The sequence below is a fragment of the Campylobacter majalis genome (assembly GCF_905120465.1).
GTDB classification, from domain to species: domain Bacteria; phylum Campylobacterota; class Campylobacteria; order Campylobacterales; family Campylobacteraceae; genus Campylobacter_A; species Campylobacter_A majalis.
On record NZ_CAJHOF010000010.1, the window covers coordinates 56,927 to 71,156 of the forward strand.

The 14,230-nt window shown below is 32.6% G+C and carries 15 protein-coding genes; 10 read left to right on the forward strand and 5 right to left on the reverse strand.

From position 1 onward, the window contains the following. Positions 1 to 309 precede the first annotated feature (309 nt). From LQU93_RS06260 to LQU93_RS06270, 3 genes are read left to right on the forward strand one after another with little or no spacing between them, the layout of a single operon-like run. Positions 310 to 855, forward strand: a complete 546-nt coding sequence (locus LQU93_RS06260) for a ribonuclease HII (RefSeq protein ID WP_229933026.1) — start codon at positions 310 to 312, stop codon at positions 853 to 855. Positions 856 to 869: 14 nt separating this feature from the next. Beyond that, positions 870 to 1,298, forward strand: coding sequence for a hypothetical protein (locus tag LQU93_RS06265; RefSeq protein ID WP_229933027.1), 429 nt, complete (start codon positions 870 to 872; stop codon positions 1,296 to 1,298). Between the two features lie 6 nt (positions 1,299 to 1,304). Further along, positions 1,305 to 3,545 carry a sensor domain-containing phosphodiesterase gene (locus LQU93_RS06270; protein WP_229933028.1) on the forward strand — a complete coding sequence of 747 codons (2,241 nt, stop codon included), beginning with the start codon at positions 1,305 to 1,307 and terminating at the stop codon, positions 3,543 to 3,545. On the opposite strand, the gene LQU93_RS06275 is transcribed toward LQU93_RS06270, so the two are convergent. Together LQU93_RS06275 and LQU93_RS06280 are read right to left on the reverse strand one after the other, a co-directional pair. Further along, the gene (locus tag LQU93_RS06275; protein ID WP_229933043.1) at positions 3,535 to 4,608 is read right to left on the reverse strand and encodes an epoxyqueuosine reductase QueH; all 1,074 of its coding nucleotides are present in this window, start codon (positions 4,606 to 4,608) and stop codon (positions 3,535 to 3,537) included. The two genes, LQU93_RS06270 and LQU93_RS06275, sit on opposite strands and share 11 nt — an antisense overlap. 33 nt (positions 4,609 to 4,641) lie before the next feature. Next, the gene (locus LQU93_RS06280) at positions 4,642 to 5,064 is read right to left on the reverse strand and encodes a hypothetical protein (protein ID WP_229933029.1); all 423 of its coding nucleotides are present in this window, start codon (positions 5,062 to 5,064) and stop codon (positions 4,642 to 4,644) included. 100 nt (positions 5,065 to 5,164) lie between these two features. Here LQU93_RS06280 and LQU93_RS06285 point away from each other — a divergent pair, with 100 nt between their 5' ends. The 5 genes from LQU93_RS06285 to LQU93_RS06305 all read left to right on the forward strand — a co-directional run bounded on the left by LQU93_RS06285 (position 5,165) and on the right by LQU93_RS06305 (position 7,781). Continuing rightward, positions 5,165 to 5,365: a tautomerase family protein gene (locus LQU93_RS06285; RefSeq protein ID WP_229933030.1), complete on the forward strand. Its 201-nt coding sequence runs from the start codon at positions 5,165 to 5,167 to the stop codon at positions 5,363 to 5,365. Next, the gene (bcp, locus tag LQU93_RS06290; RefSeq protein WP_229933031.1) at positions 5,362 to 5,856 is read left to right on the forward strand and encodes a thioredoxin-dependent thiol peroxidase; all 495 of its coding nucleotides are present in this window, start codon (positions 5,362 to 5,364) and stop codon (positions 5,854 to 5,856) included. Before LQU93_RS06285 ends, bcp begins: the two co-directional genes overlap by 4 nt. A gap of 123 nt (positions 5,857 to 5,979) precedes the next feature. Beyond that, positions 5,980 to 6,276 carry a hypothetical protein gene (locus LQU93_RS06295; protein ID WP_229933032.1) on the forward strand — a complete coding sequence of 99 codons (297 nt, stop codon included), beginning with the start codon at positions 5,980 to 5,982 and terminating at the stop codon, positions 6,274 to 6,276. 38 nt (positions 6,277 to 6,314) lie between these two features. Further along, positions 6,315 to 6,929, forward strand: coding sequence for a hypothetical protein (locus LQU93_RS06300; protein WP_229933033.1), 615 nt, complete (start codon positions 6,315 to 6,317; stop codon positions 6,927 to 6,929). Between the two features lie 42 nt (positions 6,930 to 6,971). Next, complete coding sequence (locus LQU93_RS06305; protein ID WP_268250053.1) at positions 6,972 to 7,781, forward strand: DNA cytosine methyltransferase; 810 nt, start codon at positions 6,972 to 6,974, stop codon at positions 7,779 to 7,781. 294 nt (positions 7,782 to 8,075) lie between these two features. On the opposite strand, the gene LQU93_RS06310 is transcribed toward LQU93_RS06305, so the two are convergent. The 3 genes from LQU93_RS06310 to LQU93_RS06320 all read right to left on the reverse strand — a co-directional run bounded on the left by LQU93_RS06310 (position 8,076) and on the right by LQU93_RS06320 (position 11,790). Further along, complete coding sequence (locus LQU93_RS06310) at positions 8,076 to 9,560, reverse strand: DNA recombination protein RmuC (protein WP_229933035.1); 1,485 nt, start codon at positions 9,558 to 9,560, stop codon at positions 8,076 to 8,078. A gap of 159 nt (positions 9,561 to 9,719) precedes the next feature. Further along, positions 9,720 to 10,370 carry a thiol:disulfide interchange protein DsbA/DsbL gene (locus LQU93_RS06315; protein ID WP_229933036.1) on the reverse strand — a complete coding sequence of 217 codons (651 nt, stop codon included), beginning with the start codon at positions 10,368 to 10,370 and terminating at the stop codon, positions 9,720 to 9,722. 82 nt (positions 10,371 to 10,452) lie between these two features. Next, the gene (locus LQU93_RS06320) at positions 10,453 to 11,790 is read right to left on the reverse strand and encodes an OprD family outer membrane porin (RefSeq protein WP_229933037.1); all 1,338 of its coding nucleotides are present in this window, start codon (positions 11,788 to 11,790) and stop codon (positions 10,453 to 10,455) included. Positions 11,791 to 11,991: 201 nt separating this feature from the next. On the opposite strand from LQU93_RS06320, the gene LQU93_RS06325 reads away from it, so the two are divergent. Together LQU93_RS06325 and LQU93_RS06330 are read left to right on the forward strand one after the other, a co-directional pair. Next, positions 11,992 to 12,837, forward strand: coding sequence for a fumarate hydratase (locus LQU93_RS06325; RefSeq protein WP_229933038.1), 846 nt, complete (start codon positions 11,992 to 11,994; stop codon positions 12,835 to 12,837). Between the two features lie 8 nt (positions 12,838 to 12,845). After that, positions 12,846 to 13,391, forward strand: a complete 546-nt coding sequence (locus LQU93_RS06330; RefSeq protein WP_229933039.1) for a FumA C-terminus/TtdB family hydratase beta subunit — start codon at positions 12,846 to 12,848, stop codon at positions 13,389 to 13,391. Positions 13,392 to 14,230 lie beyond the last annotated feature (839 nt).

The window sequence follows — 14,230 nt, forward strand, 5'->3', positions numbered from 1 at the left end:
GCATAAATTTGCAAGTCTTAATCTAATATCAAATTTCGTAAGATTTATAAATAAAACTTATCTATAAATTTTTAAAGAAGTAAAATTAAAATTCTATTTTTCTTAAATAAACTTTGAAATTAAGGCAAGAGCAGTTTCATTTAATCTACTTAGTTTGTATTGCAAATATGTTTTAGCTACTTTGATTTTATGGATATTTTACATTGTTTGCGTTTGTTTTAAAATTTCAATTCTACATTTTTGTATTATTTAAATAAAGTTTTAATCAAATTTTAATTATAATATAGACTTTAAATTTAAAAGGCTATTATGATTTGTGGTATAGACGAAGCTGGACGTGGGGCTTTGGCTGGTCCTATGGTTGTGGCAGGATGTGTTTTGTTTGACAAAATAGATGGACTGATGGACTCAAAAAAATTAAGCGAGAAAAAACGTGAGATTTTATACTCCAAAATCACACAAAACTCAAGATATCTAATAACATATTTTTCAAACAAAGAGATTGACACGATGGGGCTTAGTGCGTGTTTGCGTCTAGCACTTTTATGCTTTAAGAGATATTTTAACGATTGTGAGATAATATTTGACGGAAACACAGATTATCAAACAAAAATCAAAACATTAATAAAAGCAGACAGCAAGATAGATGAAGTAAGTGCAGCTAGCATATTAGCAAAAGTAAGCCGAGATAGGTTAATGAATGCATACGATACAATCTATCCAAAATACGGCTACAAAACCCATAAAGGCTACGGCACAAAAGCTCATATAAATGCCATAAGGCTTTATGGTTTAAACCAATTAAGCAGAAACAGCTTTAAATTAAAACAAGATGAAAAGTCGCTTTTTATATGATTTAAGGAATGTATATGTCAAATAGCAAAAGAGAATTTGCAAATTTTATTTTTGTTTCTATTGTGGCTATATTTGTTGTGTTTGTCGTTATGCTTGAAAGCTTTTATATATCGCATCAATACTACGTTTTTAATCAAACTTTTCAAGTCCAAAAAGATATGTTTCTCGCAAATCGTCAGCAGTTTTTAAAAGATGATGTTAAAAATTTTGAATTAAGTGCCAAAGACTTTATTTTGCCACTTAAATATCATAAAGACGAAGATTTAAGACAAAAATTAGCCAAGGCAGTAGCTAAAAATATCTCAAACATAAAGACAAAAGATGAGCTAAAAAGCGTAAATTCTTATCAAAAAGGATATAGGCTATACATTTATGATGCAGACAAAACACCGATAATTGGCAGTCGTAACTCTAGTAAGCATATAAACGAAATTTTACCATAATACATAATGACTGGCAACGATATATACGAACACGACAATTATGTATTTTACATCGTAACATATCTAAACAATTTAGGCGTATATGTAATATATCAAGAAACAGATACTCACATAGCAAACAAGACAAAAGAACGACTTGCTTTAATAATGCGAGAGCAAAAGCATACAAATTTATTTTTGATAGATAAAAAAGAGGATATTTTAATAAATTCTAACTTCTTAAAGCTACAAAATCAGAAAATTTCCGCACTAAGTAGTGGGATTCAAGATGTGTATCGTAGCATGTTAGCAAATATAAATCATGTCTCAAAAGATGGGTTTTATACCCAAAACATAACATCAGACACTGACAATACATTTATATACGCTAAGGATATAGGCAACTCATTAGTCATCGGGGTTAGCACAAGTCAAAATGAGATCACACAAACAATAAATATCATAAAAGATAGATTAAAAGAAGATATGAGTAAAAACATATCTGTATCTGTGTTTATAACTGTTTTGCTGATTGCTTTGTTTGTGGTGGCTGGGCTTGGCTTAAAATACAAAATCAAGCAAATAATACGATTTTTTCTAAAGCGTATAGATGATGCAAAAAACAAAAGCACCTACATCGGCACATCAAATACTAGCTTTAAAGAATTTCACGAGCTAAGTGACATTATAAATGAGCTTATAGAATCAAAAATATATCATCAAACAAACTCAGCCAAGGCAAACAATGAATTAAACTTGCTAATATCACTACTAGATACTATAACTATGATATTTAGACTAGACAATGATGGCAAAATCATAACTGCAAACAACAATGCTTGTAAAATTTTAAAATATACACGAACCGAAATAATTGGCATGAATTTTAAAGATATTTTTACAATATCAGATATTAATTCTTGTCTATGGCAAGGACTTTTAAAAGCGACCAAAAAAGATGGCAAGGCATGCTACACAAAAACATCCATCCAGTCTAAACCACAAGCAGATGAAAGCATCGAAACGCTTGTAATAAGCTATGACATCACATCATATGTAACTCAAAAAGAGAGACTTGATGATTTAATGAGCGATGCCTTAACTAAACTACCAAACCAACAAGCACTGATAATTAAAACTAAAGAATCGCAACAATACTCCTTTATGGCAAATTTTGATATTTTAAAATTTAAATATATTAATGAATGTTATGGAATTAACATCAGCAACAAAGTATTAATCGCTATTGCCGACAGACTCAAGTCAATCATAAACGGCAAAAATTTAGAACTATTTAAACTAAGCAACGATGGATTTGCACTAATTGGTCTTAAGAAGTTTTGGAGCTTATATGGATTTGTTGATTTTGCTAAAATCATAATTGACAATTTTAATAATATGCCAATAATGATAGACGATAATGAATTTTACATAGAGCTTGTCTTTGGAATTAGTTCTGATACAAGTCACTTCATGACGGCTCAACTAGCAAAAGACTATGCCAAAGCAAATAACCAAAATATAGCAATCTTTGACGAGCAAAAACAAAACCTTCAAAATGCCATCAAACTCACTCACGAAATCAAAAAAGCCATACAAGACAATAGGACTATCGTGCATAAACAAGCCGTTATAGACAGACAAAACAACAAAGTATATGAGTGTTTAATTAGGATACTAGACGAAAATGGCACCACTATGCTACCAGCTGAGTTTTTACAAATAGCAAAACACTCAAACCTATATACAGATCTGTCTAAAATAGTCATACAAAAAGCGTTTGAATACTTTGGTAAAAACAATGATGAGTTTAGCATCAATCTTGATATTGACGACATTTCATCACCAGAAGTAACTCAGTATCTAAAGCAAAATTTGCAAAACAACGAAAATCTAGGTAGCAGATTAACAGTTGAAATTTCAGAAGCACAACTTGTCCAAAACTATGAAAAAGTATATGATTTTATACAAGAGCTACGCCCGTTTGGCTGCAAGATTGCGATTGATAATTTTGGTGAAAAATATAGCAACTTTAAATATTTAACTCGCATTAAAGCAGACTTTATAAAGATAGATAGCTCACTTATAGCAAACATACACAAAAATAAAGTTGTTGTTGAAGCAATAATTGATTTTGCAAAACGAATAGGGGTAAAAACCATAGCAAAATACGTGCATTCAGACGAAATCGCACAGATACTTAAAGCAACCAAGATAGATGCTATGCAGGGCTATTTATACGATACTCCAAAACCACTTAGTGAGTAATTAAAATTTCACGGCTGTCACTGTATAGCTCGTTTTTTGCATATATTTCGTAGCGTCCAGACACAATCTCATCAAGCACGATTATGGGATTTTGACTCATTGCTCCACTTAAGCTCTCACGGACATTAAGCTCAGTTTTTAAGTCAAAATTAGCACGATTTAGCTCAGCAACATTTGCAAATTTACAACCCGTAAGCTTGTTATAAAAACTAATATCTATAAAAATCACGCCATCTCTTAAATTTACATTTTGATGATAGTTTTCATCTATGCTTATTTTTATACCGCTTCGCTTGAAATTTGAATAGCTTAAAATATAACTACAAATCGCCTTTTTATCGCGTTTTACCACTGCAAAAAATAAACGATAATTTAAAAAATAGCTTCTTTTTAGATCAAATTTTTGCCCATTTTTTTCGCATTGCAAGACTTTATCGTATAGGTTAATTCTCTCTTTTATACTACCAGGCAAGACCCTAGCATACGCATCGCTCATTAGCTCACTTAATGGCAACTTTTGTGCTTGTCTTTGTTTGCTTAGCCCAAATATACATCCGCAATAATTTTGATGATAGAGTTTGTCGCGTTTAGCTAGTTCAAACTGCTCATTTGTGCCACCTCCTGATCTAAAATCGACGGCATAAATTTCAATATCTGTGCCACAAACGGCTTTTTTAAGTGCGTTTGTTAGCTGCACAAAGTCCTTTTTAGGGCTCATTAGCAGCGTTGTTGTGATGATTTTTTCGCCTAGCTCTTTTGCTTTTAGTGCTGTATTTCCTACACGAAAATCAAAGCAATACTCACACCTTTTGCCCTTTTCAGGCTCATTTTCTAGCCCCTTTGTGCCACTTAGCCAACTCTCATAGTCATACTCGCCCATTATCAAATCAATCCCAAGCTTGTCACATGAACGCTTAACATCGTTATATCTTAGTATATACTCACTATATGGATGGATATTTGGATCATAAAAATAGCCTATAAGTGGCTCATTTGGCAATGTTTGGCGTAACTTTTGCAAAAAATAGTGACTATCGACAGAACAACAAATATGTATTAGCATCTTATTTTTCAAACACTAGATCAAATTTACAAACTATATTTTATTTACTTCACTGCTTCGTGCATTATAAACAAACCAACTAAGAAGCATAAGCAAACAAAGCCCAGCCAAAACAAGACAGATGTAAAAATAGATGCCAAAGATGTTACTTTGTGTAACACTGTTTAATTTATTTAAATTGTGAAGCAACACCAAAAAACAAGCTAAAGCAGATAGTAGTCCAAGAAGTTTTAATATAAATTTTTTAGGATTTACGGTTATAAAAATAGGTGCTAATGTAATCATAAAAAATGATGCCATAACTAGTATAAAACTATTGCTATCGCAATAAAAGAAAGTATTTAAAACAAGTGCTAAAACAGCCACTGCAAAGGCAAACGCAACATATACTATGCGGTTATTGCTAAGCCTATACATAAAACAGACAAAACCTTTATCTTCTTTGTTATAATCCATTAAATATCCTTTAAATTTTCACTATTTTAAAATTTAAAAGTTAAAGCAAAGCTAAAAATCACTAAAATAGATAAATTTTATATCAAAATAAGGAGAAAACATGCCTTTTATCAATGTCAAAATGGCAGGACCAGAACCAACTACTGAGCAAAAACAAGAGCTAATTACGCAAATAACTGACACATTTGTAAATGTGCTTGGAAAAAATAAAGATAGAGTTATGATAATGCTAGAAATTTTGCCTGATGAAAACATAGGCGTTGGCGCAAAAACAATTAAGCAGATAAAAGAGGGCAAATGAGCGAGTTTACTCAAGAAGATATACAAAGAAAAGTAACACTTACAAAAGGCGATGTTGCACCTGAATTTACGCTACTTAACGCCGATGGGGTGAGTGTGAGCTTAAAAGATTTTAGGGGCAAAAATGTCGTATTGTATTTTTATCCAAAGGACAATACCCCTGGATGTACCACTGAAGCTTGTGAGTTTAGCCAACTTTATGATGATTTTATCGCTAATGATAGTGTGATTATTGGCGTTAGCCCAGATAGTGTAAAAACTCACGTTGGTTTTATCGCAAAACAGAGCCTAAAACACATACTTTTAAGCGATGAGCAAAAAGAGGTCGCAAAAGCTTATGGAGTATGGCAAGTGCGCAAAAACTACGGCAAAGAGTATCTAGGAATAGTAAGAACGACATTTGTCATAGACAAAGATGGCAAAATAGCCAAAGTTTATAAAAGCGTAAAAGCAAAAGATCACGCTGCAAAAGTCCTAAGCGAACTAGTGTAATCAGTCAAAGTCTTTATGGCTTTGACTAGCATTTTGCTTTTTACAAACTAAGCTACTGTTAATTTAACAAACTCAAAAATTAAACAAAATTTAGTTAAAATTACAATTTTAATAAGGACACAAATGCTAAAAGAATTGCAAACTATCGGTTTTATAAAAGAGATACTCGGCATAAAAACTGCAAAAAATTTAGACGAAATTTATAAAGTTTTGCAAAATTTAAGCAAAAAATCTGATTTTAACTCACTTTATATTTTAAATTATTTATATCATTTTATTTGTAGCGATGAAGTAGCAAAACGAAAAAGCGGTGCAAGAGAATTTGAAGATTTTTTAGCAGTTTTGTTTGGTGCGGTCGTTGCTGATAATAAAAAACGCAAAAATATTAGCATTAGCGTTCCAAATTTTTTGAAAATGTAAAAGATAAAGTCACTAGTAACAAACGAGAAAAAGCGGATTTGATTTTTGATAATTTTTCTGTAAGTTTAAAAACACTAATCCCGTCAAACAAAGAGATAAATATGGGAAGTTTTGAAAAGACAATTTTGTTTGACGGACTTGGACTTCAAAGCTTTTTAACCGAGCGAAAAAATGAAGCAAATATCGGGCTTGGCTCGGTTACGCAATTAAACAACTTAATAGACGTCATCAAAAAGGGCAAAAATTACGATAAATTTGTAAATAAATTTGATGAAATGGTTAAATTTATTTATGCTGAGAATTTAATCTTAGCCATAAAATCAAACAAACAATTTGAATTTTATTTTTATTCAAACGGCGAATTTTACGAGATTTTCAAAGAATTTGCATTAAATGATAAAATTACAAATATCGTAAATCGCTGGAAAGGCAATTCTATTAGGATTGATACAGAAATTTTACTTTCAAATTGCAAGAAAAAAGTTGTGATGAAATTTGATAAATTAAACGATGAAATTATCAGTTTAATCAATAAATTTGATCTGAATTTACACAAAAATTACGCAAGTTATTTTAATAAAGATTTATCAGCAAAACAGCGAATTTTTGATGAGTTAAATACAAATTTTGAAATATTTAAGGACAAGCTTTGATAAAAACAATTAGTTTATTTAGCAGCCACTAATGAATTCCTAATCGGCGGTTTTCCATGCTTGGGATTTACTGTGGCAAACGGCAAAAATAGGGATTTAAATTCAAAATACAATAGTTTATATTTAGAATATGCAAGAATTTTAAAAGCCAAGCAGCCAAAATGTTTTTTAGTGGAAAATGTTGTCGGCATAACAGCAGGAGCGAAATTTAAAGAAAATTTTGAAAATGAAATTTTGCGTTCGTTTAGTGAGTGTGGATATAAGGTAAAATATCAAATTTTAAATGCAAACGATTTTTTAGTGGCACAAAACCGCAAAAGAGTGATAATCTTAGGTGTTCGCAATGATATTAAAAAAGAGTTAAATTTTCCAAATTTGCAAGAGCAAAAATTCACGCTAAAAGACGCTATTTCGGACTTACCTAGCGAATTTGATGAAAAAATTCCAAACCACATAGGCAATACGCATAAAGTTAAAATTAACGGCTATGTGGGAAATAGAATTTTAGATTGGGATAAACCAAGCCAGACAATCACAGGTCGCGGAAGCAGAAGTGGCACAGCGGTAATCCACCCACACCCAAATTTAAAACGCAGACTTAGCATAAGAGAGTGTGCTAGACTTCAAAGTTTTCCAGATGATTTTATATTTTTAGGCTCAAATTCAGCTTGTTATGCACATATAGGAAATGCAGTAGCTCCTTTGTTTGCGTGGTTTTTGGCAAATGAAATTCGTCCGTTTTTTGGCTTAGAAAAACTTGATTTTAAAGATATTAAGTGGAATTTGCCATATTTAAACATAACTTTAATACATCTTTGTAAATTTTCAAAGCAAAACAACTATTTGCCTTAATTTTGAAATTTTATTGTGTTTTATAATAACTCTTAGCAAAATAAATTTTCAAGCACCATAAAACCTATAAGACAAGTAGCATTAATAAGTTTGAGATTAGCACAAATACAAATTACACAAATTTAAAGGTGTTTTACAAATAAGTAAAGCAATATAATTTACCAAAACTAATTAATAAATCTTGCAAATAACAATCCAAAGCCATAGTTAAAATTAGGCAAATTTGTTAGTTATCGCAAGTGACCAAATCTATTTAAATTCTGGCGTGGTATCAAATACATTTCATAAATGCATTTACGCATCTTGTTTGTCAAGCATCTTTGGCATTTGCACGTCTATTTCGACATTCTTGACATCTGGCAAGATATTTTTATCAGATGATAATTGTTTAAAGCGATCAACCTTGCCATACAACCCCTGTCGTCCAGATAGTGAGATGACGGCTTGATTATATTGTTTGCAAGTGCTTTGTAGTGACGAGCCAAGTTTGGCTATCTCACGTCCAACAACACACAGCTTATCATATATGTCTGTAGCACTTTGCGCTATTTGCCTAGCCTCTTGATTGCCGCGTTCTATACGCCATAAATTTGATATGGTTCTAACAATTGGCATAAGCGTCGTGTGTGAGACCAAAATCACAGCCTTATCATATGCATACGAAAAAATCTCTCTATCATATCTCATCGCTTCTATATATGATGCCTCAATTGGCATAAACATCAAAACAAAATCAGGACTTTTTAGGTCTTTAAGCTTAGAGTATTCTTTAGTACTTAAACTATCTACGTGCGATTTTATTGATTTGACATGTTCGCTCATCGCTTTAGCATACTCTGCATCACTATCTGCACTAATAGCTTTTTCATATGCCACAAGCGAAACCTTGCTATCAATCACCATATGCTTTTGATCTGGCAAAATCAAAACAAAATCAGGTATAAATTTTGCACCATTTTCATCTTTGAAATTTGCTTGAGTTATATAATGTATATCTTTTACAAGCCCTGCTGATTGAAGCGTTCTTTCAAGTTGAGCCTCTCCCCAATTTCCAGCTATTTTATTGTTGCTTTTTAGTGCATTTGTGAGATTTGTCGCCTCTTTTGACATATTTAGCCCCATCTCAAAAATGCGTTTTAGCTCATTTTGCAAATTTATGCTATTTTCTTGACTTTTATCATGTATTTCGTTTGTGCGTTTTTCAAAATTTGCAATTTGATCTTTTAGTGGCTTTAGCATCAACTCAAGAGAGTTTGTGCTTTGTGTTTTGAAATTTTGTGCTTTTTCATTAAGAATACGCGTCGCAAGTATTTCAAACTCACTATTTAGTCTAGTTTCAAGCTCATCAAAGCTTTTTTGTCTCTCGTCCAAACTCGTTTTTAACGCACTTAACTCTGTTTTTAATCTATCTTTTTCGTCTCTTAAATATTCGTTTTGGTGTGAGTTGTAATCATTTTGATTTTTATACATCTGCTCTGCTTTTTTCGTGCTTGCAAGCTCTGTTTTAAGCTCAGAATTTAGTTGCTCTAGATCGTTTTGTATGTATTCTTGTCTTTGTATTTTTTCCTCGAGCGATCTTATAAACTCATCTTTATCGCTGATATTTAGTGCTAAATTTTCAAGTCTTATGCTCAGCTCACTTATGCTTAGTTCTTTTTGTAAATTTTGTATCTTTAAGTTGTTTGCTTTTAATGCTTTAAGTATAAAAAGAGTCACAAACAAAACCAACAAAAAACTCAAAGCCCCTATTATAGCATACAAAATAAGCTCTATTTGCATATATATCCTTTTTGCTTGAGTGTATCACAACCAGACTTAGATAGGATTTTTTGCTTGGCACTACTTGCATCATAGGGCTTACTTTGAGTATTTTGATGACGCTTTAAAATAGCATCACAAAGACACATATTATAAATCAAGCAGATACTAATTAAAATTTTAATCATGGCTTTGCAGTTTTGTTATTAGCTTTGCTAAATCATCAAGTGATCTAATGTTTTGTGTGTTTATCAAATACCTTCCATCTACCACCAACGCAGGAACTCCTTGAAGCTGTGCCACAGCGTAGCCATTATCCCAATCAGACAGCATTGTTATAACACTAAAATCTTTCAAGCGTTTTTCAAACTCATCTGTGCTAACTCCAACAACAGATAAAATTTGATTTAAAAAATCGTCTTTATTTTTGCCATTATTCCATCTCTCGCCATTATCATGATAGGCTTTATATATGGCAAATTTCGCTTTTTTAAATTTACTCTCATCACTTAGTAAGTCAATGCCATTTTCATTGTCGATAGCTATAAGCACAGCAAAAATCTCGCTTACACTATTTCCTAATTCACCTTTTGTTTTTAAATGATATGGTATAAATTTGACACCATCAAGCTTTGACATAACCTTTGGTATTACGCTTTTATCGTATTTGTAACAATAAGGGCACGCATAACTAAAAACCTTAGTCAATGTCCCACGCTCAACAGGTAGCGATCTTTGAAGTCGTATATAATCAACACCCTCTTCATAAGCCACAAGAGGCACTGCAATGATGGCTAAAATAGCAGTAAATTTTACAATGAGCTTTTTCATCAATTGTCCTTTTTAAAATTTTGACAATGATATCAAAAAATTATTAATAATAAATTTAGGGCGGATTTGCCGCCCTTTTAATTTAGTTTAGTAGATTAAATTTATATGATGCTTGCAGCCAGAACTCTTGTGTTCTTGGACTATTTTGCAATACGCCAGATTTAAAGTTTTCTCTTTCGACTTCTGTATAAACAGCATTAAATGCCAATCCCTTAACCAAGCTATCCGCTTTGTATCCTAAACCTACGCTATATCCTTTGACGTCCATATGCTCATTTGCCTTGGTTGCTCCAGCGGCTTTGTTAGGGGCATCTTGCTCAGCTTTAACTAAATGCAAGTTTGCACTAAGCCCCTTTACGCCAATCGCACCAAAATCATAACCAAACATTAGCTTGTGAGTATCCATGCCTGCACGTCCAGTCCATTGAAATGGTCCAAAAATAGGTATTATAGTGTATGAAGCTGGTCCATTACCTGCACCAAAAATCAATGCGTTATTATCACTCATAGTTGTATATGCATACGATGCACTAAATCCGTAAAAATCGGACATTCTAACGCGAAAACCAAACATATTTCCATCCCAGTTTTCACTCTTTAAAGCACCATCTGCCCTTGAGCCTTTGTAGTTAAAATCAAAACCAAACTTTAACGCATCAAATGGCTGAGTATAGCTAGCCTCTGCAAAATACAAATCAACATCGCTGTCTTTGACCGCTCCATCTCGTTGCACTCCATCTACTCTACCGTATGCCGCGGTTAGTTTTAGATTATCAATTGATTTATTTGTTACAGATGCCGTGTAGATGTTATCAAATTGCAATGTTAGATTGCCCATGCCCCCTAAGATAACTCTATCTTTAAATGTCGGAGCACGCCCTTGCTCTTTTGAACCCATGGCGTTGTTTGTTCTGCCTTGAAATTTATAAAACCAACCAGCAAAAAGCTCAGTATCTGCAATGTCTGTATTTTTGATACTTACACCCTCAAATGCCTCTTTAAATGCACGAGTGTAGTTACCGGCAACTACTGGTGATACCACATACTGACGTCCTACTTTAATGTCAGTGCCACCTATTGTATAGCCCAAATACGCTTCAGATAAGCTAAAGCCATTTGCATACCACTCTCTGCTTGAGACCACTCTGGCATTATCTTCTGGGCTTATAGAACCCCACGCTTGAGCCGTAAGACCCAATCTAAATCCATAAAATGGATCAGTAACATAGCCTATTTCTAGACCCATGCCAAATATATTTTCGTTATAGCTTTTTGCTCTTTCATCTGTATAATCAGTATAGGTAGCCTTTAGCGTCGTGCTTAGCTTACCATTTGTAAAAGCTTCAGCCAATGTATCAGCACCAAATGAACTAGTAGTCAAGGCTACAGCAGCAATCAAACTAAGTTTTGTTAGTTTCATTATAACTCCTTTAGAAAAATTTATTAATTTTTTTGTTAAGGATTATAACACAAATTAAACCAATAAAACTAATTTTATGCTTAAATTTTAATAATAAAAGCAATTTTTTGCAAGTAATCTTAATAAATTTTTACAATGTTTAAAATATATCATTTTGTTTTTATTAAAGCGAAATGATATATAATGATTAAAAGGAAATTTATGAAAGTTATAAACACAGAGCTAATAAAACAAGCCGTATCAAAACTATGCAAACAAATTTGTTATATCATGCCAGATGATGTAAATATGGCATTAAGTAACGCCAAAGAAAGCGAACGCTCAAAACTAGGCAAAGAGATTTTAGCTCAAATTTTACTAAACGCAAATCTTGCTAAAAACGGCGTAGCACCAATATGTCAAGATACAGGCATGGTTGTTGTGTTTATTGAGATAGGGCAAGACGTAAGGCTAGTGGGCGAATATCTAGAAGATGCTATCAATAGCGGCGTTGCCCAGGCATATACACAAGGATATTTACGCAAATCAATAGTATCTGAGCCGCTCTTTGAGCGTAAAAATACACTTAATAACACACCATGCATAATCCATCAACGCATAGTAAGGGGCGATAAAATAAGGCTTGAGATTGGCACAAAAGGGTTTGGAAGTGAGAATAAATCTGTGTTAAAAATGCTAACTCCAGCTGATGGCATAGATGGTGTAAAAAACGTATTTAAACAAGCGGTATTAGACGCTGGACCAAACGCATGTCCGCCACTAATCATAGGCGTAGGCATAGGTGGGACGATGGAAAAAGCAGCTATAATGGCGAAAAAAGCCGCCTTTAGAAGCATTGATAGCCAAAACCAAAACCCAAAATACGCAAATCTAGAAAACGAACTACTAGACATCGCACGCTCAACTGGCATAGGGCCACAAGGACTAGGTGGCGACACAACGGCTCTTAAGGTCAATGTAGAGTATTTTGCCACTCATATAGCAGGACTTGCAGTGGCAATAAATATAAACTGTCATGCTACACGTCACGCACAAATGTATATATAAGGCACAAAATGACGCTAAATACACCATTTAACAAAGCTGAACTATCAAGACTAAAGGCTGGAGATATAGTGGAGATCTCTGGTCAAATTATCGTAGCAAGAGATGCTGCCCATAAAAGAATATATCAAAATAAAAATTTAAACTTCTCATTAAAGGGCGAGTGCATATACTACATGGGGCCAAGCCCAGCAAAACCTGATCAAATCATCGGCGCGGCAGGTCCAACAACAAGCTCGAGAATGGACATCTACACACCATACATGCTAAAAACACTCGGAGTAATAGCAATGATAGGCAAAGGCTATCGCTGTGTAGATGTCGTAAAAGCAATAAAGGATGTAGGTGCTGTGTATTTTGTAGCGATAGGTGGTGCTGGAGCGTTAATTAGTAAATGTATCAAAAGCTATGAAATTTTAGCATTTGCCGATCTTGGTGCCGAGGCATTAGCTAAAATAGTTGTTGAAAATATGCCATTAATTGTCGCAATAGACAGCAAAGGAAATGACTTTTATAAAATAGGGCAAGAAAGATTTAAGAAGGAATTTTTAAGCTAGATTTTTTAAAATTTTGTAACTATAGCATTATTTAGATTATTTAATTAGTTCCAAATTGGTTCTTAAATCAAAAATAACATGTAACATCAACCACATAAATCGCCTTGATTATATTTAGCAAATCATAAATTCAACGCCAAAATTATAAATATAGCCCCTAATAAAGCTAATATCTACTTAAAATTTTGCTAAATGCGACAAATCAAGAGTAGGTTTATCTTTGCTGTTTGCAATGCATAAAGATAATATTAAAAATTTATCTTAATAAATATTTATTAATTGCAACATAAATAATCGTGATGTCATCATACTGTTTAAATTTTACTTATACTATCAAGCTTAATGGCTTAGCACCATAAAACATCTAAACAAAAACAAAATCTTTTTTCTTTGTAACCCACTTGTCTATTATCTAATTGCAAGCATTTAGCCAGCATTCATTTATTTAAAGTTGCTACACTGATAAATATATGGTGAATTTACTCTATTTTGTCACTTTTTTGCTCGATATTTGTTCTGTTATGGCTATAAAATTATCCAAATACTTTTTGTCTTATGCCTTTGTGTTAAAATAATGCATGTGTGTGTTTAGGATCAAATTTCATCTTTGTCATTGAAAATATCTACCACCGCACTACGACTTATTTTAATATTTCACTTTTGCAATCACAATAGCCTATAACTAAATTTTAATTAAATGACTAAAATATTTGATTATTTAAGCATTGTGTGTTTATTTAACACAATCTACTTAATTATAAAACAATGTTACAGTATCGATTAATCTTTTAACTAGCTCTTTCAAGAAAAATATTATAATTCATTAAATTTAATAGTAC